The organism is uncultured Ruminococcus sp. (genome assembly GCF_937915125.1).
Lineage (GTDB): Bacteria > Bacillota > Clostridia > Oscillospirales > Ruminococcaceae > Ruminococcus_C.
The window spans coordinates 25,804-51,443 of record NZ_CALDMP010000080.1 but is presented as its reverse complement, the minus strand read 5'-3'; the positions used below and the strand labels follow the sequence as shown (position 1 = coordinate 51,443).

General features: G+C 52.0%; 24 protein-coding genes. 12 read left to right on the top strand and 12 right to left on the bottom strand.

From position 1 onward, the window contains the following. Positions 1 to 109 precede the first annotated feature (109 nt). From Q0418_RS08315 to Q0418_RS08300, 4 genes are all read left to right on the top strand, one after another. On the top strand, positions 110 to 1,033 hold the full coding sequence (locus tag Q0418_RS08315) for a C39 family peptidase (RefSeq protein WP_298483671.1): 924 nt from the start codon (positions 110 to 112) through the stop codon (positions 1,031 to 1,033). Between the two features lie 332 nt (positions 1,034 to 1,365). After that, positions 1,366 to 2,397, top strand: coding sequence for a dockerin type I repeat-containing protein (locus tag Q0418_RS08310; RefSeq protein ID WP_298483670.1), 1,032 nt, complete (start codon positions 1,366 to 1,368; stop codon positions 2,395 to 2,397). 523 nt (positions 2,398 to 2,920) lie between these two features. Continuing rightward, positions 2,921 to 5,017: a ferrous iron transport protein B gene (feoB, locus tag Q0418_RS08305; RefSeq protein WP_298483669.1), complete on the top strand. Its 2,097-nt coding sequence runs from the start codon at positions 2,921 to 2,923 to the stop codon at positions 5,015 to 5,017. A gap of 112 nt (positions 5,018 to 5,129) precedes the next feature. Then, a complete protein-coding gene (locus Q0418_RS08300; RefSeq protein ID WP_298483668.1) occupies positions 5,130 to 5,303 on the top strand; it encodes a hypothetical protein in 174 nt (57 codons plus the stop codon). A gap of 127 nt (positions 5,304 to 5,430) precedes the next feature. On the opposite strand, the gene rsmI is transcribed toward Q0418_RS08300, so the two are convergent. The 3 genes from rsmI to Q0418_RS08285 all read right to left on the bottom strand — a co-directional run bounded on the left by rsmI (position 5,431) and on the right by Q0418_RS08285 (position 8,559). Continuing rightward, on the bottom strand, positions 5,431 to 6,264 hold the full coding sequence (gene rsmI / locus Q0418_RS08295; protein WP_298483667.1) for a 16S rRNA (cytidine(1402)-2'-O)-methyltransferase: 834 nt from the start codon (positions 6,262 to 6,264) through the stop codon (positions 5,431 to 5,433). A 96-nt stretch (positions 6,265 to 6,360) separates the two neighbouring features. Further along, a complete protein-coding gene (locus tag Q0418_RS08290) occupies positions 6,361 to 7,953 on the bottom strand; it encodes a DUF1653 domain-containing protein (RefSeq protein ID WP_298483666.1) in 1,593 nt (530 codons plus the stop codon). A 21-nt stretch (positions 7,954 to 7,974) separates the two neighbouring features. Then, positions 7,975 to 8,559 carry an HD domain-containing protein gene (locus tag Q0418_RS08285; protein WP_298483665.1) on the bottom strand — a complete coding sequence of 195 codons (585 nt, stop codon included), beginning with the start codon at positions 8,557 to 8,559 and terminating at the stop codon, positions 7,975 to 7,977. 529 nt (positions 8,560 to 9,088) lie between these two features. Here Q0418_RS08285 and Q0418_RS08280 point away from each other — a divergent pair. Further along, positions 9,089 to 9,493 carry a hypothetical protein gene (locus Q0418_RS08280; protein WP_298483664.1) on the top strand — a complete coding sequence of 135 codons (405 nt, stop codon included), beginning with the start codon at positions 9,089 to 9,091 and terminating at the stop codon, positions 9,491 to 9,493. 101 nt (positions 9,494 to 9,594) lie between these two features. On the opposite strand, the gene dnaJ is transcribed toward Q0418_RS08280, so the two are convergent. The 5 genes from dnaJ to hrcA all read right to left on the bottom strand — a co-directional run bounded on the left by dnaJ (position 9,595) and on the right by hrcA (position 15,172). Next, a complete protein-coding gene (dnaJ, locus tag Q0418_RS08275; RefSeq protein ID WP_298483663.1) occupies positions 9,595 to 10,752 on the bottom strand; it encodes a molecular chaperone DnaJ in 1,158 nt (385 codons plus the stop codon). A 97-nt stretch (positions 10,753 to 10,849) separates the two neighbouring features. Further along, positions 10,850 to 12,694, bottom strand: coding sequence for a molecular chaperone DnaK (gene dnaK / locus Q0418_RS08270; protein WP_298483662.1), 1,845 nt, complete (start codon positions 12,692 to 12,694; stop codon positions 10,850 to 10,852). A 102-nt stretch (positions 12,695 to 12,796) separates the two neighbouring features. After that, positions 12,797 to 13,465, bottom strand: coding sequence for a hypothetical protein (locus tag Q0418_RS08265; protein ID WP_298483661.1), 669 nt, complete (start codon positions 13,463 to 13,465; stop codon positions 12,797 to 12,799). 14 nt (positions 13,466 to 13,479) lie between these two features. Further along, on the bottom strand, positions 13,480 to 14,094 hold the full coding sequence (grpE, locus tag Q0418_RS08260; protein WP_298483660.1) for a nucleotide exchange factor GrpE: 615 nt from the start codon (positions 14,092 to 14,094) through the stop codon (positions 13,480 to 13,482). Positions 14,095 to 14,113: 19 nt separating this feature from the next. After that, a complete protein-coding gene (hrcA, locus tag Q0418_RS08255) occupies positions 14,114 to 15,172 on the bottom strand; it encodes a heat-inducible transcriptional repressor HrcA (RefSeq protein WP_298483659.1) in 1,059 nt (352 codons plus the stop codon). Positions 15,173 to 15,566: 394 nt separating this feature from the next. Between hrcA and Q0418_RS08250 the strand changes: the two genes are divergently transcribed. From Q0418_RS08250 to Q0418_RS08220, 7 genes are all read left to right on the top strand, one after another. Beyond that, a complete protein-coding gene (locus Q0418_RS08250; RefSeq protein ID WP_298483674.1) occupies positions 15,567 to 16,088 on the top strand; it encodes a biotin transporter BioY in 522 nt (173 codons plus the stop codon). Beyond that, positions 16,081 to 16,467, top strand: a complete 387-nt coding sequence (locus Q0418_RS08245) for a DUF1284 domain-containing protein (RefSeq protein ID WP_298483658.1) — start codon at positions 16,081 to 16,083, stop codon at positions 16,465 to 16,467. The genes Q0418_RS08250 and Q0418_RS08245 overlap by 8 nt, the downstream gene beginning before the upstream one ends. A 96-nt stretch (positions 16,468 to 16,563) precedes the next feature. Beyond that, the gene (locus Q0418_RS08240; RefSeq protein ID WP_298483657.1) at positions 16,564 to 17,952 is read left to right on the top strand and encodes a glycine--tRNA ligase; all 1,389 of its coding nucleotides are present in this window, start codon (positions 16,564 to 16,566) and stop codon (positions 17,950 to 17,952) included. Between the two features lie 545 nt (positions 17,953 to 18,497). Next, the gene (locus Q0418_RS08235) at positions 18,498 to 18,731 is read left to right on the top strand and encodes a TM2 domain-containing protein (protein ID WP_298483656.1); all 234 of its coding nucleotides are present in this window, start codon (positions 18,498 to 18,500) and stop codon (positions 18,729 to 18,731) included. Further along, positions 18,728 to 19,129, top strand: coding sequence for a DUF2752 domain-containing protein (locus Q0418_RS08230; protein WP_298483655.1), 402 nt, complete (start codon positions 18,728 to 18,730; stop codon positions 19,127 to 19,129). Before Q0418_RS08235 ends, Q0418_RS08230 begins: the two co-directional genes overlap by 4 nt. A gap of 126 nt (positions 19,130 to 19,255) precedes the next feature. Then, on the top strand, positions 19,256 to 20,452 hold the full coding sequence (locus Q0418_RS08225; RefSeq protein WP_298483654.1) for a carbohydrate-binding domain-containing protein: 1,197 nt from the start codon (positions 19,256 to 19,258) through the stop codon (positions 20,450 to 20,452). A gap of 108 nt (positions 20,453 to 20,560) precedes the next feature. Next, positions 20,561 to 20,815 carry a hypothetical protein gene (locus Q0418_RS08220; RefSeq protein WP_298483653.1) on the top strand — a complete coding sequence of 85 codons (255 nt, stop codon included), beginning with the start codon at positions 20,561 to 20,563 and terminating at the stop codon, positions 20,813 to 20,815. A gap of 367 nt (positions 20,816 to 21,182) precedes the next feature. Here Q0418_RS08220 and atpC read toward each other — a convergent pair whose 3' ends face one another. From atpC to atpA, 4 genes are all read right to left on the bottom strand, one after another. Then, the gene (atpC, locus tag Q0418_RS08215; protein WP_298483652.1) at positions 21,183 to 21,599 is read right to left on the bottom strand and encodes an ATP synthase F1 subunit epsilon; all 417 of its coding nucleotides are present in this window, start codon (positions 21,597 to 21,599) and stop codon (positions 21,183 to 21,185) included. Between the two features lie 10 nt (positions 21,600 to 21,609). Next, positions 21,610 to 23,001: a F0F1 ATP synthase subunit beta gene (gene atpD, locus Q0418_RS08210; RefSeq protein ID WP_298483651.1), complete on the bottom strand. Its 1,392-nt coding sequence runs from the start codon at positions 22,999 to 23,001 to the stop codon at positions 21,610 to 21,612. Positions 23,002 to 23,227: 226 nt separating this feature from the next. Next, positions 23,228 to 24,124: an ATP synthase F1 subunit gamma gene (gene atpG / locus Q0418_RS08205; RefSeq protein ID WP_298483650.1), complete on the bottom strand. Its 897-nt coding sequence runs from the start codon at positions 24,122 to 24,124 to the stop codon at positions 23,228 to 23,230. A 1-nt stretch (position 24,125) separates the two neighbouring features. Next, positions 24,126 to 25,634 (bottom strand): F0F1 ATP synthase subunit alpha, encoded by a 1,509-nt coding sequence (gene atpA, locus Q0418_RS08200; protein ID WP_298483649.1) that lies wholly within the window; start codon positions 25,632 to 25,634, stop codon positions 24,126 to 24,128. Positions 25,635 to 25,640 lie beyond the last annotated feature (6 nt).

Below are 25,640 nucleotides of genomic sequence, written 5' to 3'. Positions count from 1 at the left end.
TGCCTCCCCTGAAAGGGGAGGGGGACCATTGCGCAGCAATGGTGGAGGGGTTCTTACGCTAACAATAATTTATCGTTTTTCCTAATTGAGAAAAGCAGAGGATGACATTATGGCAAAGGTAACAAAAAAACAACTGGGCAGACGGCGGCGCATGGGACTACTGGTTCTCATTCTGCTGATCGCAGGGATCTGTTTTTCCATCTCCCGGTGTGTCTCTCACTTTCAGAAAAAAAGTGCCGAAGAAGTATCTGTTTCAGAAAACGGCGCTGTCACAACAACGATAACAACAACTTCATCTGCCACCGCTGTCCCCGGGGTATTATATCAGGGCACAATTCCCCTGGTAACAGAGGAAACACTCCCGGAAGAGCCGGCAGAGCTGCCCGCAGACATCTTCCAGCTGAATGTGACACCGATCATGCAGAATCCCGAGCTTCCTACCGGATGTGAGATCACCTCTCTCACCATGGCGCTGAATTATGCCGGCTACTCTGTGGACAAGCTGACCATGGCAGACGAATATCTGATTCGTTCCGATCCCTATCTGACCACTTTCGGTGAAGCATTTGTCGGCTCTCCCCACGATCCCACTGCCTGGGGCTGTTATGCTCCGGTTATCGAAAAAACGGCTGAAAAGTACATTGCCGCCCAGAACGGCACGGAAACGGTACAAAATCTCACCGGCTGTTCTCTGAAAACGCTCCTCTGGGAGGTGGCAAACGGAACTCCCGTTGTCACCTGGGCAACCATTGGTATGACAGACAAGGTGGAGGAACGGTACTACTGGACCACACCCAACGGAGACGATGCAGTATTTCTCATCAACGAGCACTGCGTCCTGCTCTGCGGCTATGACCTGAACACCAATACGGTTATTGTCTGCGACCCTCTGGAGGGTCTGGTCTCCTATGACATGACCATGTTTGAAGACCGATATGGGACGATGTATCGACAGGCTGTTGTCATCCGTGAAAACACATCCGATGGCAATGAGATCAACGGTGAAAGCGTCACTGCGGCAGTGGGAGAATAACGATTACAAAGGGGCTGTTGCAAGGACAGCAAAATCCTGATTCACGGGTCGATGTGGACATCACACCGTTTTCTTGTTGGATTTTGATGTTTGCAACAGCCTCTAAACTGTATATAGACGCCCTGAGGACACCATATTTTTCACAAATGAAAAGATTGTTTTTTGTGCAAAACATAGAAACTGATTCAAAAAATTTGATTTCTGCAACATTTTGCGGTGCTCATTTGTATCCATTATAGAATGGTTGATACAAATGACAATTTGATTCTGCGTTCTCTCCACAGCGGAATTGGATTCGGTTTTCTCTGCAATTTGAATAGGAGGTAATCTTTATGAAACGACACAATTGGATGGGCATTGCAATTGCCGCAGCTATGTTGACAGGTACGCTGTCCGGACTTTCCGTCAGCGCAGCAGACAACACTGTACCCGGCGATATTGACAACGATGGCTATCTCACAGGACACGACACTGCCATGCTTTCCCGGTATCTTCTGGACGACACCTACACCCTGACAGAAAATCAGCTGTCCCGGGCGGATATCACCGGAGACGGTCTCATTGACGAGGCAGATGTCACCTGGATCCATGTGAACCAGGAGTATGCCCTGGGGGATTATGATCTGGGTGGAGTAACAACACCTGACGATGCCTATTACATCATACTGCATATCATGGAGCAAACCATAGAAGAAATGACGCCGTTACAGCGCAATCTGGCTGACACAGATGCGAATGGCTTGATCTCTTACATGGATATAGAAGGCATTATGGACATTTACGCCAACGAAGGCGTTGGTCATGAGGCATTTTGCGGTGAACCGTTCTGCTACTACTATCATTATGAAGAAGGCAGTCTGGGAGAATACTTTATCCTTGGCGACCTGGACGGCGATTTGGTTCTTACCGACCATGACGCCCTGATGGCAGCAAAGATAGACACGCTGGAAACGCCGAAAAACACCACCACTCTGCACTTTTACATGAAGGGCGATTTGAATTATGATGGAAAGGTCGATCAGGCAGATTCCGACTGGATTCACGAACATGCAGAGTATGCCATCGGCGAACTGCGCAAGGACGGCACCCTGGGCGACTCCAATGCCGCTTATGAAGCGCTACGGATCTATGCGCTGGAATCGGTGGGAAAGGAAATCCAAATCGTAACTGGAGTAACCTATGATAATATCATTGTGCAGGATTACAAGCAATACAAAATCGGTGCGCTGGATTACAACCTGCTGGATGCCAATGCCGACGGAAAGGTCGATATGACGGACGCCCAGCTGCTGCTGACTTCTTCCGCATATGTCAGCGTGGGGCGTTCCTATGAATCTGCTTATCGGGATGTTATGCTTTCCTGATAGAACACTGTATTTTTTCAGAAAAATGAAGAGATGAGAGAAACTGTTTTGTGAAAAGCCGCCGGCGGTACTTTTGGGTATCGCCGGCGGCTTTTTGTCACGGCGTATTCTGCATAGCAGGCTTTCGGGATGCATATACTGTTAGCAAAATGAAGCTTTTGTTTATCGATATAATACCCCTCCACCGCCTGTTGGCGGTTCCCCTCCCCTTTCAGGGGAGGCATTGTGCGCAAAATTTATCATTCGCTAAATATGATCATTTTCAGCCTCCCCTGAAAGGGGAGGGAACCATTGCGCAGCAATGGTGGAGGGGTTCTCATGTCATCAGGGCATCTCTAAAAACCCCGAATCCGTCAGATGTGGTGCAGATTTGCGACAGATTCCCTTGCGGAAAAATGCAGGAATACTCGATGTATTTCAAGTTTTTTCGCAAGGGAAGATGGCGTAAAGATGCGCCGCAGATGACGGGTGAGCGGGTTTTTAGAGGTGACCATCTATAAAAAATACGAAAGGATCTGATCCCATGGGAAAGACTGCCGCATCCGCACAGCTGCCGGAGCTGATCGACACGCAGACCCCTGTTGTTGCCCTTGCCGGGATGCCCAATGTGGGGAAATCCACGGTGTTCAATGCCCTGACGGGACTGCACCAGCACACCGGCAACTGGGCAGGAAAAACGGTGGCAAGTGCCGTGGGTGTCACCATCTGCGGCGGTCGTCCGGTGACGCTGGTGGATCTGCCGGGGACGTATTCTCTCCGGGCACGCTCCGCAGAAGAGGCAGTGGCACGGGATTTTCTCTGCTTCGGCGAGCCGGATGCCGCTGTGGTGGTCTGCGATGCCACCTGTCTGGAACGTGGGATAACGCTTCTGCTCCAGGTTCTGGAGACCACCTCCCGTGTGCTGCTCTGCGTAAATCTCCTGGACGAAGCCGAAAACCGTGGCATCACCGTGGATCTGAAACAGCTGGAACAGCAACTGGGAATTCCCGTGGCAGGCGTCACCGCACGAAGCGGCAAGGGTCTGGATCGCCTGAAATGCAAGCTGGATGCACTGCTGCTGGGGGAATTTCCAGACCCTGCACCTCAGCCTATGCCGGAAGAAATCACCGCCGTCATACAGCCTGTTCTGGATGTTCTACCGGCAAATCTCCACGGGCTGCCGCCGGACTGGACAGCGCTGCGGCTGTTGGAACCGGAGCCGGAACTGCACGCACAGATTGCCGCCTACACTGGGATTTCCCTAGAGGAAGAACCTCTTTCCGCCGCATTGGAGCATGCCCACGGGGTGTTTTCCGCCGAAGCTTTTGCCGACAAGGTTATTGCCGCCATTGTCACCCGGAGCGAAGCCATTGCCGCCGCTGTCGTCACTGCGCCGGAAAATTCCAGCCAGCGTGACCGCCGCATAGACCGCATTCTCACCGGACGGCTGGGTTTTCCCATTATGCTGGTGCTTCTGGGTCTGATCCTGTGGATCACCATTGTGGGGGCGAACTATCCCTCCGCCTGGCTGTCTGCAGGATTTGCCCAGTTGAAAGAGGGCTTTTCCTGGCTGCTGGAGACGATACATACACCGGGATGGCTGTACAGTCTGCTCATTGACGGCATATATACAGTGCTCACCTGGGTCGTTTCTGTCATGCTGCCGCCCATGGCAATTTTCTTTCCCCTGTTTACGCTGCTGGAAGATTTCGGCTATCTGCCCCGAGTGGCGTTCAACCTCGACAAGCGCTTTCAGCGTGCCTGCGCCTGCGGTAAGCAGAGTCTCACCATGTGCATGGGCTTTGGCTGCAACGCCGCCGGCGTCACGGGCTGTCGCATTATTGATTCCCCCAGAGAACGGCTCATTGCCATTCTGACCAACAATTTTGTCCCCTGCAACGGGCGTTTTCCCACTATGATCACCTGCATCACCCTCTTTTTTGCTGTGGGCAGCGGCTTCGGGAAAACCCTTTCCTCTGCCGCCATGCTGCTTGGCATGATCGTGCTGGGCATTCTCGTTACCCTGGGCGTTTCCCGGATTCTCTCCCACACCATTCTCCGGGGTGTGCCATCCTCCTTCACCCTGGAACTGCCACCCTACCGGAAACCCCAGATCGGGCGTGTGCTGGTACGCTCTATTCTGGATCGTACCCTGTTTGTTCTGGGAAGAGCCTGTATGGTAGCGGCTCCTGCCGGTGCACTGCTGTGGGTATTGGCAAACTGCCGCATCGGCGGCGACAATCTCCTGACCATTCTCTCCGGATTTCTGGATACGCCGGGAAAATGGCTGGGTATGGACGGGGTTATTCTTCTTGCATTCCTGCTGGGATTTCCGGCAAATGAGATCGTCCTGCCCATTGCCCTCATGTGCTACACCTCCGGCACGACACTCACCGAGACCAGCGATATGACCCAGCTGTACACCATTCTGACAGACCACGGCTGGACGTGGCTCACGGCGCTGTGTGTACTGCTGTTTATCCTGTTCCATTTCCCCTGTTCCACCACCTGTCTGACTATTTTAAAAGAAACCAAAAGCTGGAAGTGGACAGCAGCGGCGTTTTGTATTCCCACACTGGTGGGAATTGTGTTCTGTTTTCTGGTGACATTGATCGCCCGTGTGGTGACCTGTATATTCTGACGAGATCCGGGCAAACTATGTGCAAGCGGCAAAAAACACCATGCCGCTCCGGTACCAACATGAAACGAGCAGTCTCCGACCGCACACAGAGGCTGTTTCATGGGGTACCGCCATGTGCGGAGAAACGGAGACCATGATGTCCAATCAGAACAACCAGAACCAGAATCAGAACAATCAGCAGAACCAGAACCGGAACAACCAGCAGAACCAGAACCGTCAGCAGCAGCAGAATCAGCAGAAGCAGAACCGCAACGAGCAGAACTGCCGCAACAACTTCGACAGATAACATTCGCTGAATGAACGAAAACGCCCCTGCCGCTTCGTGATTTGACACGAAATAGCAGGGGCGTTTTTATATGGATGTGCAAAGTGAAAAGGGTTGAGAAACGTTCTTTCTGAATGATGCATATGCCTTACTCATTCGTCTGCACGGCGTCATACAACTCGCTCTTCCGGTATCCCGTTTCAGCGGCAACTGTCTTGCACGCTTGGGTCAGTTTCTGCCCATCCTGCACCAGCTGCTGCACCCGTGCCACAGCTTCTTCCAGGGAGATCTCCTCCGGTTTTGCCGGTGCTGCACCAGCTACTACCAGGACAAATTCACCCCGGGGCGGCGTCTGCTCGTAATATGCCATGGCTTCTTTCAGTGTGGTGCGCCGCACCTCCTCGTGGAGTTTTGTCAATTCCCGGCAGAGGGAGATTTCCCGGTCTCCTCCGAAATATTTCGCCATATCCGAAAGCGTCCGGCACAGCTTATGAGGCGCTTCGTAGAAGATCATGGTTCGTGTCTCCTGCCGCAGCTGCTCCAGATGTGCACTCCGCTGGTTCTGATTCACCGAGAGAAATCCCTCAAAGGTAAATCGTGCCGTATGCTGCCCCGAGATCGCCAGGGCTGCAATTGCCGCCGATGGCCCTGGGACAACTTCCATGGGAATGCCCTGCTCATGACAGAGCTTTACCAGCGGTTCGCCGGGGTCGGAAATGCACGGCATTCCGGCATCCGTCACCACGCCGCAGGATTCCCCAGCAAGAATTCGGTCTGCAATGCTCTGTGCCACAGACTGACCGCTGTGCTCGTGATAGCTGACCGCAGGTGTGTGGATGTCATAGTGAGACAGCAGCTTCCGGGTCACACGGGTGTCCTCTGCGGCAATGAAATCCACCTCTTCCAGCAGCCGAAGCTGGCGCATGGTGATATCCTCCAGATTGCCGATGGGTGTACCGATAATATATAACGCACCACACATTTGAAAGATCTCCTTTCTATGCATTATGGAACAATACAGCAACAGCGGTCGGCGAATCCACGCCCACCGCTGCTTTGTATCTATAAAAAGCTTCGCTTAAACCATAGTAAATCTCGGCTGGTTGTCATGTGCTGTGCCAGTGAAGATCGACTTCGGCATTGCCCAGACGGTGCCGTCTGCTTCCTTGCGGTAAACCACCAGTTCTTCCTGTGTCTCCGCATGGCGGACAGAGGTCTGGAGCAGTACACAAATGGAACCATCCAGCAGATCACGATACCGTGCGCCCTCTTCCAGACGGGTGGGCTCCGGAATAGAGATTGCCTCTTCCACGGTCTCAATGTTGTTGACAATATCATCCTCTACCAGGATCATCTGGGAGAAGGGTGCCAGACGGATATAGGCGCCGCCGTTCTGTACTTCCACCGGCTGACCGCTGATTACATCCACCAGAGACGGCACATTTGTGCCAAAACGGAACTCGCTGGGGTTCTCGTCCAGGTTCAGTGCCACATAGACAGTTCTGCCGTCCTGTTCCTTGGCGAAGAGCAGCTGCTGGTTGCGTACTTCCACTGTCCGGTATGCACCGGTGCGCAGTGCCGGATATGCCCGGTAGATTCTGCCCAGCTTCACCAGATGGCGGTACAGATCCAGATTGCCGCTGCGGTTCAGCTCGTCCAGTTCCAGACACGGACGCAGACCGTCATCGGAATTGTTCTCATGACGACCCATAACACCGTATTCACTGCCGTAGTAAATGGACGGAATGCCCGGCATACCGTACATCAGCGTGTAGCACAGAGGCAGATAACGCTGATCCACCAGGGTGCTGGCAAGGCGATTGACATCGTGGTTGTCCACAAAGTTATACAGTGCGGTACCCTGATAGATACCGCCGTTGCCGAACTGACGGTTGATGCTGTAGTTGATCTCGAAATAGTTTTTATCATTATGAGAGGAATAAATTCCCTTGTAGCACTCGTAGTTGGTTACGCTGTCCAGCATTTCTGGGTTTGCCCAGCGCTTGTAGTCGCCGTGGATGATCTCACCCATGAGCCAGAATTCCGGATTGCGTTCCTTGCAGAATTTGTGTATCCGGCGGAAGAAATCGAAGTCCACGCAGTCTGCCGCATCGAAGCGGATACCGTCAATGTGGAACTCGTCCATCCACATGCCCACGGCGTCGATGAGATAATCGCACACGTGCCAGTTTTTCAGGTTCAGCTTTACCAGATTGTAATAGCCGTTCCATCCCTCATACCAGAAAGGGTCGCCGCAGGGGCTCTGACCGCCGAAGTTCAGACCTGCGAACCAGTCACAGTACGCCGAAGCCTGTCCCTTTTCCTGAACATCCTTGAATGCCCAGAAATCCCGTCCCACGTGGTTGAACACACCGTCCAGGATGATGCGGATGCCGTTCTTGTGCAGCTCGTCACAGATGTGTGCAAACATCTCATTGGTGCCCAGTCTGCGGTCAATGATACGATAGTCTGTGGTGTCATAGCCATGCTCTACAGACTCGAACACCGGACCGAAATAGAGGGCATCTACGCCCAGTTCTTTCAGATGCGGAATCCAGTCCAGCACCTTTTCCAGCCGGTTCACCGGCTCGCCGCCCTCGTTGTGCTTCGGCGCACCGCAGAAGCCCAGGGGATAGATGTGATACATCACAGCATTTTCATACCAACTCATTGTTTTTTCCTCCAACCGTTCTTAATTTGATCCTTCTAAATAATATGACGCCTCCATATCAGCGACGCTCACGGCCAATGCCAGGGGGAACATTTCCAGCGCTCTTCCCACGCTGTTCTTGTCCTCATTCCCAGAAAAGCCCATGTGATAGCGGATGGCAAACGCCTCCTCCCGGGTCAGCCGCATAAAGCCCTGGATCATGTAAACAGATTTTTCCCCGTGTCCATAGGGCAGCGTATCCCGGATGGTGTAATAGGGCACACGTTCCCATACGCCCTGTTCGTTTTTGGCGTTGCGATAATCCACCGCATAAAAATTTACCTTGCAGATGTCATGCAGCAGTGCCGTCACCGCAATGGTCTCCGGCGTGTAGTCCATACCATACAGTTCCCGGGTTCTGGGGCGTGCCAGATAGTCTTTCAGGCACTCGTACACATTCAGGCTGTGTTCCACCAGACCGCCCTCATAGGCGCCGTGAAAGCGTGTGCTGGACGGTGCTGTGAAAAAGTCGCTGGCATCGGAATCCAGCCACTCCAGCAGCCGATCTGCACCCCGGCGTGTGATATTTTCCTGATAAACGGCAATGAATTCTTCCCGTTTGGTCATACTGCGCACCTCCTCCGCCGTATTATTATATCATATTTTCACAGAATTGGCAAGTCTGTTGCAATAAAAGTTTGTAAACAAAGGGAATCGGGGGTTATTTCCGGATCATTTGCGGGATATCGGGGAATCATATGTCCATAATTCCTCTGTAAACATTCAGCGGTTATTTCCACACTTCTCCCAGACTTTCCACCGGGTTTTCCACAACTTGTGGAAAACAAAAAGTGCCCTTTTCTCGTATATTCCACTCATACGGTTACAGTTATTGCACATTTTGCATTTTTTCAATGACAAAATAATTACTACGGAAGCTTTATTTGTAATTGTTTTGTCATCAACTTTCCCGAAATTGTGGAAAACTCTGTTGAAATGTTGGGGAAATACTGCGGAAGAATTTGACGATATCTGTAAAACGCCCGAAAATCCGCATATTATTGCATCGTGGAAATGTGGAAAGGGAATAATTCTTGAAAGGTTGGAAAGACTAAGGAAGCAGAACTTCTGCAAACCAGCATGCGAGGTGAATACAATGAAAAGAACCTATCGATATCTGGCACTGCCCGCAGCACTGCTGTTGACAGCTGCCATGCTGACCGGCTGCGGCGGCAGAAACAATGATTCCAACGGAAACAATACCACAAGTACTGTCACAGAGGAAAACAAGAACAACACCGAAACCAACGTGGTTGACAACAACAATGACGACCACACCGACAATGACGGCAACGGTGTTGTTGGCGATGTGGTCACCGATGTGGAAAACGGCGCACGTGACATCGTGACAGGTGCCGGCGATGTGGTCAAGGACGCCGGTGACGCTGCCGGTGACGTGGTCAAGGATGCCGGCGATGCCGTAGGCGACGTCCTGGGCGGGGGAGAGAACTCCAAAACCGAGACTACCACACACACCGGGGAAAAGAATCAGAACAGATAACCGTCCGATTCTTTGGCAGGAATCCCCTGCCATACGTGAAAAAACCTACCGGATACCATAATGGTATGAGGTAGGTTTTTTGTTTATGCGGTTAATGCGAATTACTGCTGGTCAAACTTGCGCTTGAGCTTTTCAAAGAAATTCTGGCGCTTCACCTGGTTTTTTTCCTCCAGGGAATCATCAAATTTTTTCAGCAGTTCCTTTTGCTGTTTCGTGAGCTTTTTCGGCACTTCCACCACGACAGTCACATACTGGTCGCCATAGGATTCTCTGCCCAGATACTTCACGCCCTCGCCGCGGAGACGGAACTTGGTGCCGCTCTGGGTACCCTCAGGGATGTCATATTCCACTTTGCCCTTGATGGTAGGTACTGTGACCTTGTCACCCAGAACAGCCTGGGCATAGGTAATGGGGATCTCGCAGTAAATATCGTTGCCGTTTCGGGTGAACAGCTCGTGAGAACGCACGGTAACAGAGACGTTCAGATCGCCGCTGGTGCCGCCGTTGACACCTGCATCGCCCTGACCGCTGACACGGAGCACCTGCCCGTTGTCGATGCCAGCAGGAACTTTCAGCTCGATATCTGTTGTGGTGCGGAACCGTCCGCTGCCCCGGCACTTGCTGCACGGATTGGTGACGATCTTGCCCTTACCGCCGCAGCGGGAGCAGACCTTTGTGGTGGAGATCACGCCAAAGGGCGTCCGCTGGTTCACACGGACAGAACCCTGACCGTTACATTCCGAACAGGTGGTAGTGGTCGTATTGGCGTCCGAACCGGAACCACCGCACTGGTCGCACTTCACCATGTGGGTGACGCGCATTTTTTTCTTGACGCCCTTGCATGCCTCCATGAAATCAATGGTAACACTGCTGTTCACATCGCCACCCCGTCTGGGTGCGTTGGCGTTGGACGCAGTACTTCTGCTGCCGCCGAAACCGCCAAAGCCGCCGAAAATACTGTCAAAAATATCGCCCACATCGCCGAAGCCACCGAAGCCGCCGCCGTAACCGGCACCGCCGCCGTAATTGGGATCTACGCCGGCATGACCGAACTGATCGTACCGTGCACGCTTATCCGAATCAGAAAGCACCTCGTATGCTTCGTTGATCTCCTTGAATTTCTCTGCGGCTTCCTGGTCGTCCGGATGCAGATCGGGATGATACTTTCTCGCCAATGTCTTGAACGCCTTTTTGATCTCATCCTCGGACGCACCTTTTTTCAGCCCCAGCACCTCGTAATAATCCCGTTTTTCTGCCATGATATGCCGGCTCCTTTCCTATATACAACGATGCCGGGACAAGCCGAAACCTGCCCCGTCACCGCATCCTTATTTCACGGCGTTTCAGCCGATTATATTAAACTTCCTTAAAATCAGCGTCAACGACACCGTCATCATTTGCGCCGCCGCCAGCTGCACCGCCGAAGTCAGCGCCGCCCATATTCGGGTCTGCGCCCGGCTGACCGCCTGTCTGCTGATACATCTTCGAGGACAGTGCATAGAATGCCTGCTGGAGTGCATCGGACTTTTCCTTGATGGCTGCGCTGTCGCTGCCGCCCAGTGCAGTCTTCAGGTCTGCGATCTTGGCTTCGATGTCGGACTTGTCTGCCGCATCAACCTTGTCGCCGAATTCCTTCAGTGCGTTCTCGCACTGGAAGCACAGGCTCTCTGCGTTGTTCTTGGTATCCACTTCCTCACGGCGCTTCTTATCCTCTTCGGCATACTGCTCAGCTTCCTTCACAGCCTTGTCGATATCGTCCTTGGACATGTTGGTAGAAGCAGTGATCTTGATATCCTGCTCCTTGCCGGTGCCCAGATCCTTTGCAGTTACGTGTACGATACCGTTCTGGTCGATATCGAAGGTAACTTCGATCTGAGGTACTCCTCTCGGAGCCGGAGCGATGCCATCCAGACGGAAGGTTCCCAGCTGCTTGTTATCCCGTGCGAACTCACGTTCACCCTGGAGTACGTTGATATCTACAGCAGACTGATTATCCGCAGCAGTGGAGAAGATCTGGCTCTTCTTGGTGGGGATAGTGGTATTTCTCTCGATGATCTTGGTGCAGACACCGCCCATGGTCTCCAGACCCAGAGACAGCGGGGTAACATCCAACAGCAGCAGACCATCCTTGACGTCGCCGCCGAGAACGCCGCCCTGATATGCAGCACCCAGTGCTACGCACTCATCCGGGTTAATGCCCTTGAACGGTTCCTTGCCCAGCTTGGAGCGTACTGCTTCCTGTACAGCCGGGATTCTGGAAGAACCGCCGACCATGAGCACCTTGTTCAGATCTGACGGAGACAGACCGCTGTCGGACAGTGCCTGCTGTACCGGACCCATAGTAGCATCTACCAGGTCACGTGTCAGCTCATTGAACTTCGCCACAGTCAGGTTCATATCCAGGTGCTTTGCACCGCTTGCATCTGCTGTGATAAACGGAATGTTGATGTTGGTCGTGGTAGTAGAGGACAGCTCGATCTTTGCCTTTTCTGCGGCATCCTTCAGACGCTGTACTGCCATCTTATCGTTGGACAGGTCAATGCCCTCAGTCTTCTTGAATTCTTCAACCATCCAGTTGATGATTCTCTGGTCGAAGTCGTCGCCGCCCAGACGGTTGTTACCAGCTGTTGCCAGTACCTGCTGTACACCATCGCCCATTTCGATAATGGAGACATCGAAAGTACCGCCGCCCAGGTCATAAACCATAACACGCTGGTCATCTTCCTTGTCAATACCATAAGAAAGTGCAGCTGCGGTAGGCTCGTTGATGATACGCTTTACTGTCAGACCTGCGATCTGTCCTGCGTCCTTGGTTGCCTGACGCTGTGCATCGGTGAAGTATGCCGGAACGGTGATAACTGCTTCTGTTACCGGCTGACCCAGATAAGCCTCTGCATCGGTTTTCAGCTTCTGCAGGATCATTGCGGAAATTTCCTGAGGTGTATACTTCTTGCCGTCAATGTCTACTTTGTAGTCGCTGCCCATGTGGCGCTTGATGGAGGAAATGGTGCGCTCCGGGTTTGCGATTGCCTGGCGCTTTGCCGTCTGACCAACCAGACGCTCGCCGGTCTTGGAGAAGCCCACAACAGACGGTGTGGTTCTTGCGCCCTCTGCGTTGGGGATAACAACGGCGTTACCGCCCTCCATAACTGCGACGCAGGAGTTTGTGGTTCCCAGGTCGATACCAATAATTTTTCCCATAGTAATCTCTTCCTTTCTGCATTTCCCGCTTTGGCGGGGACATATCAAAAAAATAGATTGTAATGATTTATATGAACTGTCCTTTCGGGCAGGAGTTTTTTGCTATAGCCGCATGGTGTCGTGATAGGTCTGCAATTCCTCCGGCTCCAGAGTATTGCCCTCTGCATCTGCACCGATCAGCGCATAATAGACGCTTTCATCACCGGTCAGTCCGTACAGCGCATACGCCTCCGGATTCTCCACCTTGCAAACCACCCAGCTGCTGCCGATATAGCCATCCTGTATCTGTGTGCTGTCAGATGCTTCCAGCTGTGATTTCAATTCCTCCGCAGATGCAAACTGCATTTCATGGGACACCGTAAGCAGCAGTGAATCTCCTTCCGGCGTTGTCACAGCATACTCATAAAGAGGCTGTTCTCCGGAAATAAGAAGATAAACTTTCGTGACCGTCCATTCCCCGGAAACGATCTGGGACGGTGCGATCATTGCCACACCGGGATAATGTTCTCCCAAAGATTCCAAAAATGCATCATAGCTGTCGAATTCCAGATTCGACTGTCCGCTTTCCTGGGAATCTGCTGCTGTTGCAGCGGCGGATGCCGTCTGACTTTCTGTAGAAGCACCATCTGCACTGCTCAATGTCAGTGCTGTTGTTTCCACAGCAGAAACGTCCGTTCCGGTCTGTTCCACCTTCCCGGAATCGCATCCCGTCATCCACGCCACAGTCAGAAGCATTGCCGCTGTCATGAGCGATGCTGTATGTTTTTTCAAGAGCACCCTCCTGACTAAACAGAAACGGCAACCATTGCCGGACGGATGAGCCGGTCACCCAGCATGTAACCCTTCTGGAATACCTCACAGACCTTGTCGCTTTCATAGTCGCTGTCGTCCACCTGCTTGATGGCATTGTGCAAATTGGGATCAAATGTCTCACCCAGTGCTGCAACCTCTGTAACGCCCAGCTTTTCGAATGCCTTCTGAATCTGGGTGAAGGTCAGCTCCACGCCTTTTTTATAATTCTCATCGGTACAGGGTGCCTCCAGTGCACGCTCAAACGTGTCCATAACACCCAGCAATTCCTTGACGCAATCCACCTTGGCATCGCCGTAAATCTTTTTCTTCTCCTCCGTGGTGCGGTTCCGGTAGTTCTGATACTCTGCCATAAGCCGCAGGTACTGGTCTTTCTGCTCTGCCAGTTCTGCCTCTTTCTTTTCCAGGGCATCCTTCAGATCTTTTTTCTTCTTCTTTTTGTCGTCCTTGGTTTCCTTTTCCGGCTCCTCCGCTGCCTTTTCAGCAGTTTCCGGCTCCGGTGCAGCTTCTGCTTCCGGCGTTGTTTCTGTTTCCGGCGCAGTCTCCTCTGTGGTTTTTTCCTGTTTCAGATCGTCCTTTTCGTTTTCCATCAAAAGCACATCCTTTCCTCTACAATTGCTCCGGCTGATCCGGTTTCTGTTCCAGTTTGAGTTCTTCTGGCTCCTCTTCCGAAATCAGATGCGAAATCTTCTCGGTGAAATATTCAATATATGGAATGATCTTGGCGTAATTCAGCCGCACCGGGCCAATGACGCCAAGGGAACCGGCTGTGTGCTCACCTTTCTGGTATTTGGACACGATCATGCTGGAATTGCCGATGACAAAATCGTTGCCCTCTTCGCCGAACATGACCTTGATACCCTGGAAGGAATCGTCCAGCAGTCCGGACAAATCCTGCTTGTGCAGCATAAACTGTGCCACTTCGGCTTTGTCCAGATCCTCGCAGGAAAACAAATTCTGCTCGCCTGTGACGTACAGCTCATTTTTTTGCAGATCTCTGGACATTTCGCAAATGCCCTGTACCAGTGGGCTCAGCGTCATCATATAGGTGCCCATGGCAGTGACCATCTGCTCCATCTTTTCATCCGACAGATCCGAAACGGAAACGCCCTCCAGATTTTCCTCCATAAAGTGTTTGAAGAAATCCATATGCTCATGGGTCAGATCAAACTGAAGGCGACAGGCACGGTTCTTGATCTTGCCGTCGGATGTGATCAGGAGCACCACATACATCCGCTTTCCCGTAGGGATCACATCCACCTTTGTAATCACGGAATATTTCGGTGCAAAATTGGAGACCACTGTAGCACACTGGGTGATCTGGGAAAGTGCCGCCGTGGCACTCTGCAAGATCAGATCCTCCGTCAGCTGGGATTCATCCCCCAGCATCTCATCTAGTCGTTCCCGCTCTTCCTCGGGAAGGGTGCTGCTGGCGCCGATCTCTTCAATATACATGCGATAGCCGCTGAATGTGGGCACACGCCCTGCCGATGTGTGGGGCTGTTCCAGATAGCCCAGTTCTTCTAAAACTGCCATGTCATTGCGGACTGTCGCAGCCGACACGTGAATGTCCGGCAGCTGTGAGATGGTCTTGGAACCCACCGGCTCACCGGTACGAATATATAAATCAACTACCGCCGATAAAATCCGACGTTTCCGAGCATCCACACTGACCATCCTTTCTGGCAGATTCACTTTTCAAGTGTTAGCACTCAATCTCTCTGAGTGCTAACACTAATTTACCACGATTTCAGTCAATTGTCAAGGGCGTTTTTTTATTTTCGTGATTTTTTACAATGTATTCATGAATCGAAGTGCTGTTTTTATCTATTTTTATCTATTTCCTATCCTGCGACAGAATATTAGTCAACCAAATTTAATATAATATTCGGTTGACAATTCGCATATCCTATGGTATAATCATATTTGTCAACCGTTAGCACTCTTTTACGGTGACAAATGAGAAAAGGAGTTATGTCTTATGAAACAGCAAACACAAACCACAATTCCCACGGAAACCGGCACATCTGTCTCCCGGAATCAGCATCAGAAGATCGTTGCCATGGTGCAGATCGCACTTTTTGCCGCCATTATGGCAGTCTGCTCCTGGATCCAGATTCCCATGACCGTACCCTTTACATTACAGACCTTTGCGATTTTCTGTGCGCTGGGGACGCTGGGCGGAAAATCCGGAAGCATTTCCGTGCTGGTATATATTGTCCTGGGTGCAGTAGGCGTTCCTGTCTTTGCCGGTTTTTCCGGCGGCATGGGCGTGCTGATGGGCACCACAGGCGGTTACATTATAGGATTCCTGTTCACAGCGCTGTTATACTGGGCGATCACTCACTTTTTCGGTGAGAAGCTCCCGGTGATGATCATCGCCATGGTGCTAGGGCTGCTTGTGTGCTATGCTTTCGGCACAGCATGGTTCATGATCGTCTATGCCAATGCCAACGGTGCTGTGGGACTGATTACCGCTCTGGGATGGTGTGTATTCCCCTTTATTATCCCCGATCTGGTAAAGATCGCCCTTGCCATCCTCATTGCAAAGCGTATTCCGAAGCGCTTCATCCATCGTGTATAAGCTGCGTCCCCACCACGGGCTTTGTATCCAGTTTTTCTGCGGACACGGCTACAGCGAAGCATTTACGGCAAATATGGCGGAAAAAATCGCACTGTTTGACCGGGAAAATCCCATGCTCTCCCTGGCTGTGGGTGCAGACTGCATTTGCGAAGCCTGTCCCCACAATTTTTCCCAGGGATGCGATGCCGCTGAAAAAGTTGCCGGATATGACCACGCTGTGCTGCGGCTGTGCGGACTGGCGGAGGGGGATGCGCTGCACTGGAGTGACTTCCGGCAGTTGGTGGAAACATGTATACTCTCTCAGGGCAGATTGGCGCAGATCTGCGGCGATTGCAGTTGGTTTTCCATTTGTGAGAGACAGTGTCAGCAGGAGTCTTAACAATCATCACAATGCATTTTAAGAAAATACTTGACAATTCGCCCGTTTTCCGGTAAAATATAAAAGATATCATTTTTATATAAGGGAGAATGCAAAATGCTGACCAATGAACAAAAAAGCATGGATAAAATCGTAGACCTCTGTAAATCCCGCGGTTTCGTATACCCCGGCTCGGAAATTTACGGTGGTCTGGCTAACTCATGGGACTACGGCCCCCTGGGTGTGGAACTGAAAAATAACATCAAAAAGGCATGGTGGAAGAAATTCGTCCAGGAGTCCCCCTATAACGTAGGTCTGGACGCTTCTATCCTCATGAACCCGGAAACATGGGTTGCCTCCGGTCACCTGGGCGGCTTCTCCGATCCCCTCATGGACTGCAAGTCCTGCAAGACCAGACACCGTGCAGATAACCTTATCGAAAACTTCGACGGCACCAATCCTGCCGGCTGGACAAATCAGCAGATGATGGATTATATCCGGGAAAAAGGTATCACCTGCCCCAACTGCGGCAAGGCGGACTTTACCGATATCCGTCAGTTCAACCTGATGTTCAAGACCTTCCAGGGCGTTACTGAGGACTCCAAGTCTGAGCTGTATCTCCGCCCGGAAACAGCTCAGGGTATTTTCGTCAACTTCGCCAATATCCAGAGAACTACCCGGAAAAAGCTGCCCTTCGGCGTTGCACAGATCGGTAAGTCCTTCCGTAACGAGATCACACCGGGTAACTTCATTTTCCGTGTCCGTGAATTCGAGCAGATGGAACTGGAATTCTTCTGCAAGCCGGATACTGACCTGGAATGGTTCCAGTACTGGAGAGGCTATTGCAAGAACTTCCTGCTGTCTCTGGGCATCAAGGAAGAGAACCTGCGGCTCCGTGACCACGATCCGGAAGAGCTGTGCTTCTACTCCAAGGCAACCACTGACTTTGAATATAAGTTCAGCTTCGGTTGGGGCGAATTGTGGGGCGTAGCAGACAGAACCAACTACGACCTGACACAGCACCAGAATCACAGCGGCAAGTCTCTGGAATACTTCGATCCGGAGACCAACACCAAGTACATCCCCTATGTAATTGAGCCATCCCTGGGCGTAGAACGTCTGTTCCTGTCCATCGTCACCGAGGCTTATGACGAGGAAGTGGTTGATGCCGAGAAGAACGATACCCGTGTGGTAATGCACTTCCACCCGGCACTGGCACCCTTCAAGGCTGCTGTTCTGCCTCTGTCCAAGAAGCTCAGCGAAAAGGCGCAGGAAGTCTATGCACAGCTGGCAAAGCACTTCCCTGTTGACTACGATGAGACGGGTTCCATCGGCAAGCGCTACCGCCGTCAGGATGAGATCGGTACACCGTTCTGCATCACCGTGGACTTCGAGACTGTTGAAAATGACAACTGTGTTACTGTCCGTGACCGTGATACCATGGAACAGGTACGTATGCCTATTGGTGAACTGGTAGATTACCTCAGCGGCAAGATGGAATTCTAAGAGAATTTCTGATTTGACTATTTACAGACGTCCTTCTGCGAAAGGGCGTCTGTTTTTTATTCTGGCAAGAAAAAAGCACCGGGTTTCCGGTGCAGAATGCTGTCACAGCATTGACAAGCTTGTCAGAATTTGCTATAATAAAAACGCAAAGAGAGCATATCCAAGCGGATACATAATACAAATTTATGTATGTGTATAGGCGGTCAAATCCAACTCCCAGCCGTAGTGATACGGTATCAGGGAGGTGTTGCTTTATGTCGTGGTCTGATTTTTGGGACTTCCTCATGGTCGTTTGCCAAGTGATAATCATTCTGCAAAATTGCAGCAAAAAACGGAAATAGCCGCCCCAGTTACCAGCCGAGCGACTATTTCTTAGTGCATTTTCTGGGAGCTGACCGCCGAAACGATACCGCTCTCTTTGTCTTTATTATATCAGATTTCCGGCGTATTGTCAAGCACGGAACAAATTTTTCACGCAATTTTCCCCTTGCAATTCCAGACAAAATACGCTATAATAAAACTAACTTATCAAAAGGAGCGATCTTATGGCACAATATGTCACTGTCACCAGCGATAAAAGCAAAATTGCTGCACTCATTCTCTGTCTCCTGGGCTTCTGCGGCATCGGCGGACTGCACCGGTTCTATGTGGGAAAAATCGGCACAGGACTGCTCTGGCTGCTGACTGGCGGCTTCTTCGGCATCGGCACCGTTGTGGATCTTATCTGTATTCTGCTGGGTTCCTTCCGTGACAACACTGGCACACCCCTGCGGAAATGAAACGGCGTACTGCAATTGGCATCAGCCTGGCAGTTCCCATCTGTATTTTCGCCGCCATACTCTGCCGCAATAAAATCGCCGCACTGGCGGAATCCGCAGGCTTTCCCGATTGTACTTTTCACCAGCTGACGGGATATCTCTGTCCGGCATGCGGCAACACTCGTGCTGTTCTGGAGCTGCTCCACGGTCATATTCTCCGTTCCCTGGGGTATAACCCCATGATCCTGACCCTGGCAGCAGCGCTGGCGTTGCTCTATGCGGAAACTGTCTGCCTGGCACTGGGAAAACCGATACGACTTCTGCCGAGAAGCAATGCACTGCTGTTTACCGTGGTAGGGATCGTGCTGGGATACGATATCATCCGAAACTTTTTCCCGTGGATGACCCTTTGTCTTTGAAGCGAATTCCGGGCAACTGCCCCCACGAAATCGTCCCTGCCGGTTTTCAATGTTATTTTCAACTTTCTACGCTATACTGGTACCATGAATTATTCTGACCGATTTCTTTCAGAAAGGATGGATCTGATGTACAACCGAAAACTTTTCGCAATTGTCTGCGCCGCAATTCTGCTTGTCTGCGGCGGCTGCGGCAGCAATGATAGCGGTGAAACTGTCACAATGGATGCCGCCAACAGCTACAGCGATGACGAGTCGTCCGTCTCCACAAACAAGGACGATTCCAGCACCGGCAGCAAGAAAACCACTACCAAAGCCACAACCACCAGCGGCAAAGGCGGCAGTTCTACTACTACGGCAAAATCCACCCAGACAGCTGCCAACAGTACCACAAAAAAAGGCGGTACAACAGTTGCGCCTGTCTATCAGAACAACAGCCAGCAGAACAACGGCGATGCAGGGGCAGGCAATTCCAGCGGCGGCGGCAATTCCACGTCCGACGGAACAGCTGCACCTAAGACAACAACTGCGCCGGCTGGGAATCAAGCACCGGCTGCCACAACTGCTGCGCCTGTAGAAACCGAGCCGCCGGAAGAAATTGACGCTACCATTTACATCACCCTGAACGGTTCCAGCGCACAAGTCAGCGATGCCGCCGCAGTTTCCGTCAGCGGCGGTGCGATCACCATTCTCCAGGGCGGCAGATATGAAGTGTCCGGCACCCTGAACGATGGGCAGATCGTGGTCAATGCACCCAAAACGGATAAGGTCAACCTTCGCTTCAACGGCGCAGGCATCTCCTGTTCTACTTCTGCGCCCCTTTACATTATAAGCGCCGACACCTGCACCCTCCATCTGGACAGCGGCTCCACCAACTATGTGGAGGATACTGCTGGAAACGCCCTGTCCGCCTGCATTTCCAGCAAGGACGATCTGACCATTAAGGGCGACGGTCAGCTGACGGTCATCGGCAACAAGAAGCATGGTATCAAGTCCAGCAATGATGTGAAGATCAAAAATGGTACATTGAATATTTCCGCTGTAGCCACCGGTGTTTACGGCGAGGACAGTGTGCAGATCTCCGGCGGCAATACGGTGATTTCTGCTTGCAAGGACGGTATCAAGGCGAGCAATACCACCGAAGCAGACAAGGGATTTGTGACCATTGAAGCCGGCTATGTGGATGTACAGAACGCTGCCGGAAATGGCATTGAAGCCATTACTGGTATTACCATCAGCGGCGGTGCGGTGAATATCCATTCGGCGAAAAAGTCTGTGAACTGTGATTATCAGTCCATTGCAGATGGATGTTTGTTTGAATATTGACGATTTCAGGGGCGAACATTGTTCGCCCTTTTTGATAATATCCAACAATAAGTCTCCATTCTGGGGTTCGTTACATTCCAACATCGCCGCAGGCGGCAATGAAGTTTTTTGATCCAGCAATTTTTCAAAAATGCTGGTGGGGTCAAGGGGCAAAGCCCCTTGTCGCCGCCCGCAGGCGGCGAAACGCCCCGGCGCATTCTTTTGCGCCGCGGAGAGGGTGGTGAGAAAAAGCGACAGCTTTTTCGAGGCGGGGCGAACAAGACCGCCCCGCCTTGTAAAGCCTTTTCAACAAGCAAAACCTTGAAAACGTCCCGGCGGGACGTTTTCAACGAATATTTCAACGAACAATTTCAGCTTTTTTGAGAAAAAGCCTTATCTTTGCAATATTGAACAATGCTGAATGTTTAATTCGTCAAAAACGTTCCACCGGAACGTTTTTGAAATTTCAGTTACTGAAAGAGGTTTACAAGGGGAAAGCGGTCTTGTTCGCTTTCCCCTCGAAAAGCTGTCGCTTTTCTCACCCCTTTTCTCCGCGCGCCGAAAATACGGCGCGGGGTGTTTCGCCGCCTGCGGGCGGCGACCAGGGCTTCCGCAGCCCTGGACCTGCGCCAGCTGGGCTCAGCTGGACCAGCTTGATGGGCTGCCTTTTTCTGAACAGAAACAAAACTGCTCCTTTTTTCCTGTTAATACAACAAGAAACCGCCTTTCCACATGGGAAAAGCGGTTTTTCTTATATCTCATGATTATGCCGTTTAGAAATCTTCAATCGGTTCATAGCACGATTCAGTGCCGCCTGGGTGTGATAATACTGCATAATACTCTGCCGGTGGAGCAGCCGTTCCTTAGCACGCTCCGCTGCCTCTGCGGCACGCTTGGCGTCGATCTCCTCGGGCAGCTCAATGGCGTCCCCCAGAATCAGCACATAGTCCCGGCGAATCTCAGCGAATCCCTCACTGATAGCGGCATAATGCCACACGCCGTCCACCTGATATTTCAATTCCCCAGGACTGACCACTGTTACCATGGACTCATGCCCCGGCAGAATGCCCACCATGCCGTCCATGGTCGGGAATACCAGATGTTCAGACGGTCCCACATAAAACGGGCGATCCGACGCCAGAATCTCCAGCGTAAATGTATTTTCCATGATACATCCCTCACGATTCCTTCATGGTCTGTGCCTTTGCAATTGCCTCATCAATGGTTCCCACATTAAAGAACGCATTTTCCGGCAGTTCATCCATTGCACCTTCCACAATCATCTTGAATCCGCGGATGGTCTCCTTCAGCGGCACATATTTACCCGGCGTACCGGTAAATACCTCTGCCACATGGAAGGGCTGGGACAGGAATTTCTGGAGCTTTCGGGCACGATAAACCGCAAGCTTATCGTCCTCATCCAGTTCTTCCATACCCAGAATGGCAATGATATCCTGCAATTCCTTGTACCGCTGTAACAGCTCCTGTACCTTTCGTGCCACACGGTAGTGCTCTTCGCCTACCACATCCGGCTCCAGAATACGGGAAGTGGACTCCAGCGGATCCACTGCGGGATAAATACCCTGCTCCACGATCTTACGGGACAGTACCGTAGTGGCATCCAGATGGGCAAAGGTCGTTGCCGGTGCCGGGTCTGTCAGGTCATCTGCCGGCACATAAACTGCCTGTACAGAGGTAATGGAACCGTTTCTGGTGGAAGTGATACGCTCCTGCAATTCGCCCACTTCGTTTGCCAGAGTCGGCTGATAACCAACGGCAGAGGGCATACGTCCCAGCAGCGCTGAAACCTCCGAACCTGCCTGTACATAACGGAAAATATTGTCAATGAACAGCAGCACATCCTGATGCTTTTCATCACGGAAATATTCCGCCATGGTCAGACCAGTCTGCGCCACACGCATACGGGATCCGGGCGGCTCATTCATCTGACCGAATACCAGGGCAGTCTTTTCAATAACGCCGGATTCCTTCATTTCGTTCCACAGGTCGTTGCCCTCACGGGAACGCTCACCTACACCGGTGAAAATCGAATAACCGCCGTGCTCTGTGGCAACGTTGTGGATCAGTTCCTGGATCAGGACTGTTTTTCCCACACCTGCGCCGCCGAAGAGACCGACCTTACCGCCCTTTGCATACGGTGCCAGCAGGTCAATGACCTTGATGCCGGTTTCCAGAATTTCCACTACCGGGCTCTGATCCCGGAAGGAAGGTGCGGCACGGTGGATGGGCCAGTGATCCTGTGCGTCCACCTCACCTGCCTCATCAATGGCTTCGCCCAGTACATTGAACATTCTGCCCAGGGTCGCTGTGCCCACGGGAACGGTAATGCACGAACCGGTGGCGGTAACTTCCATATCCTTGGCAAAGCCCTCCGTAGATGAAAGGCTGATGCAGCGGACAATCCCATTGCCCATATGCTGTGCCACTTCCATGACACAGGTCTTTCCGCCGTTATCCACAGTGAGCGCATCCTTGATCATGGGAAGCTTTCCCGGAAAAGCCACATCGATAACCGGCCCTAAAACCTGTACGATCTTTCCTTTTTCCATACAATTGTCCTTTCTAGCGGCGGCTTCGCCCTCTAAAAATTTTTGCTTTCTTGTATGCTGATAAATTAACGATATTGGGAATCACCCCTCCACCACTGCTGTGCAATGGTCCCCCTCCCCTTTCAGGGGAGGCTACATATCGGCTCCCCTGAAAGGGGAGCTGGCACGGCGAAGCCGTGACTGAGGGGTTTTACCATAAACGATATATCTTTCCTACAATCTGCCTTTACAGTTCCGCAGAACCTGCGCCGCTGACGACTTCGGTGATCTCCTGTGTGATCGCCGCCTGACGTGCTCGGTTATACTGGAGCGACAGTGCCTGGAGCATATCCTTTGCGCTGGTAGTGGCGGAATCCATGGCGGACATTCTCGCCTGCTGTTCGCTGCAAAATGATTCAACCATAGCACCATAGATCAGACCCTTCATAAAGTTGGGGGTCAAATGTTCCATGACAATATTGGGGCTGGGGAAAAATTCCGCCTCATGGTGGCGCGTGATCTCACCCTCTTTTTGCACAAAGTGCTCTGCGTCCAGAGGCAGCAGCTGCAAGATCTTCGGCTCATAGGTAATAGAGGAGACCATATCTGTGAAGATAATATACAGATCGTCCAGCTTTTCCTCATCAAAGGCTTTCAGCATCTGCTCTGCAATGCGGCGTGCACGGTACAGAGTGGGGTTCTGGGGCGTATACACAAACTCCGGATCCACATCCAGTTCTCCGGCACGTGCCTTCCGCTGGAAGTACATACGACCCGCATTGCCCATGATATACAGGCTGCTGTGCTTGCTGGACGCCATCCGTTCCTCGGTCAGCTTGATGATATTGTGGTTATAGGAGCCGCACATGCCCTTATCTGCGGTAATGACAATATAGCCCACCTTGCGGTCCTCCGGTGCGATATGCGCACGCCGGTCAAAGTAACGCATGTCAATATCTTCCGGTGCACGGGACAAAATGCTTCGCATGGCATAAACCAGCTTGTCGAAATAGGGCTGGGTCGCCGCCAGATCTTTCTTTGCCTTTTTGAGCTTTGAGGAAGAGATCAGATACATGGCGTTGGTGATTTTCATGATATCGTTGATGCTCTTGATCCGATCCCGGATTTCACGCATGTTGCTCATATCAGTTCACCTGCTTCTTATAGGTACGAACCAGATTCAGCAGCTGTTCCAGATGTTCGTCGGACAGCTGTCCTGTTTTTTTGAGTGCAGATACCACATCTGCGCCGTTTGCCTCCACATAGTTGGTGAGACCCTCACGGAATCCGCGGAGATCGCTCAGTGCCACATCATCCAGCAGCTTGTGGGATGCGGCTGCCAGAATGACAACCTCCTTCCACATGGCAAGGGGATGATAGAGGGGCTGCTTCAGCAGTTCCATGAGTACGTGACCGTGATCCAGCATTGCCTGTGTGGCAGGATCCAGATCGGAACTGAACTGGGTGAACACTTCCATTTCCCGGAACTGTGCCAGCTCCACACGCATCTGACCAGCAACCTTTTTCATTGCCTTTGTCTGTGCAGCGCCGCCCACACGGGATACCGACAGACCTACGTTTACCGCCGGACGCATACCGGCGTTGAACAATTCGCTCTCCAGGAAAATCTGTCCGTCTGTAATGGAAATGACATTCGTGGGAATATAGGCGGAGATATCCCCTGCCTGTGTTTCGATGATAGGCAGGGCTGTGATGGAGCCGCCGCCGTGGGCATCGTCCAACCGGCAGGAACGCTCCAGCAGACGGGAGTGCAGATAGAATACATCACCCGGATATGCTTCACGCCCCGGCGGACGGTGGAGCAGCAGGGACATGGCACGATATGCCACAGCGTGCTTAGACAGATCATCATAGACAATGAGCACATCCTTACCCTGGCTCATGAAATACTCTGCAATTGCCGTACCTGCATAGGGTGCGATATACTGCACCGGCGCAGGGTCGCTGGCAGAAGCAGACATAACAATGGTATATTCCATTGCGCCGTTCTTTTTCAGGGTGGAGACGATCTGCGCAACTGTGGAGGACTTCTGTCCGATGGCAACATAAATGCAAATGACATCCTGTCCTTTTTGGTTTATGATCGTATCGACAGCAATGGAAGTTTTACCTGTCTGGCGGTCGCCGATGATGAGCTCACGCTGTCCCCGACCAATGGGGAACATGGCGTCAATGGAGAGAATACCAGTCTGCAGGGGCACGGTGACAGATTTCCGCTGTGCCACACCCGGGGCTTCATGCTCAATGGGGAAATAGTCCTCTGCCGTCAGCGGTGCGCCGCCGTCAATGGGGGCACCTAGTGCATCCACAACTCTCCCGATCATCTGCTGGCAGACACCGATGCCGGCACGCTTTCCGGTACGAACTACAGAAGTACCCTCTGTGATGCCATAATCGCTGCCGAGCAAAACAACACCAATGGTCTTGGTTTCCAGATTCTGTACAATCCCTCGTACACCGTTCTCGAACTCTACCAGCTCGCCGTACATGGCATGCTGCATACCGAATACCGTGGCAATGCCGTCGCCCACACGGACAACGGTACCGGTCTCCTGTACGCCGGACTTCCGGTCAAAGTCCTCGATCTCGCTTTTTAAAACGGATATAATCTCACTTGCATTCATGGTACTCATGTCTTA

Excerpts from the sequence above, each read along its gene's own strand:
- Q0418_RS08285 (WP_298483665.1), bottom strand. The coding sequence starts at position 8,559 with ATGACCAAACGGGAAGAATTCATTGCCGTTTATCAGGAAAATATCACA.
- rsmI (WP_298483667.1), bottom strand. The coding sequence starts at position 6,264 with ATGTGTGGTGCGTTATATATTATCGGTACACCCATCGGCAATCTGGAG.
- dnaJ (WP_298483663.1), bottom strand. The coding sequence starts at position 10,752 with ATGGCAGAAAAACGGGATTATTACGAGGTGCTGGGGCTGAAAAAAGGT.
- Q0418_RS08280 (WP_298483664.1), top strand. The coding sequence starts at position 9,089 with ATGAAAAGAACCTATCGATATCTGGCACTGCCCGCAGCACTGCTGTTG.
- Q0418_RS08315 (WP_298483671.1), top strand. The coding sequence starts at position 110 with ATGGCAAAGGTAACAAAAAAACAACTGGGCAGACGGCGGCGCATGGGA.
- dnaK (WP_298483662.1), bottom strand. The coding sequence starts at position 12,694 with ATGGGAAAAATTATTGGTATCGACCTGGGAACCACAAACTCCTGCGTC.
- feoB (WP_298483669.1), top strand. The coding sequence starts at position 2,921 with ATGGGAAAGACTGCCGCATCCGCACAGCTGCCGGAGCTGATCGACACG.
- Q0418_RS08290 (WP_298483666.1), bottom strand. The coding sequence starts at position 7,953 with ATGAGTTGGTATGAAAATGCTGTGATGTATCACATCTATCCCCTGGGC.
- atpC (WP_298483652.1), bottom strand. The coding sequence starts at position 21,599 with ATGGAAAATACATTTACGCTGGAGATTCTGGCGTCGGATCGCCCGTTT.
- Q0418_RS08240 (WP_298483657.1), top strand. The coding sequence starts at position 16,564 with ATGCTGACCAATGAACAAAAAAGCATGGATAAAATCGTAGACCTCTGT.
- Q0418_RS08230 (WP_298483655.1), top strand. The coding sequence starts at position 18,728 with ATGAAACGGCGTACTGCAATTGGCATCAGCCTGGCAGTTCCCATCTGT.
- Q0418_RS08250 (WP_298483674.1), top strand. The coding sequence starts at position 15,567 with ATGGTGCAGATCGCACTTTTTGCCGCCATTATGGCAGTCTGCTCCTGG.
- atpA (WP_298483649.1), bottom strand. The coding sequence starts at position 25,634 with ATGAGTACCATGAATGCAAGTGAGATTATATCCGTTTTAAAAAGCGAG.
- Q0418_RS08235 (WP_298483656.1), top strand. The coding sequence starts at position 18,498 with ATGGCACAATATGTCACTGTCACCAGCGATAAAAGCAAAATTGCTGCA.
- atpD (WP_298483651.1), bottom strand. The coding sequence starts at position 23,001 with ATGGAAAAAGGAAAGATCGTACAGGTTTTAGGGCCGGTTATCGATGTG.
- Q0418_RS08225 (WP_298483654.1), top strand. The coding sequence starts at position 19,256 with ATGTACAACCGAAAACTTTTCGCAATTGTCTGCGCCGCAATTCTGCTT.
- Q0418_RS08300 (WP_298483668.1), top strand. The coding sequence starts at position 5,130 with ATGTGCGGAGAAACGGAGACCATGATGTCCAATCAGAACAACCAGAAC.
- atpG (WP_298483650.1), bottom strand. The coding sequence starts at position 24,124 with ATGAGCAACATGCGTGAAATCCGGGATCGGATCAAGAGCATCAACGAT.
- grpE (WP_298483660.1), bottom strand. The coding sequence starts at position 14,094 with ATGGAAAACGAAAAGGACGATCTGAAACAGGAAAAAACCACAGAGGAG.
- Q0418_RS08310 (WP_298483670.1), top strand. The coding sequence starts at position 1,366 with ATGAAACGACACAATTGGATGGGCATTGCAATTGCCGCAGCTATGTTG.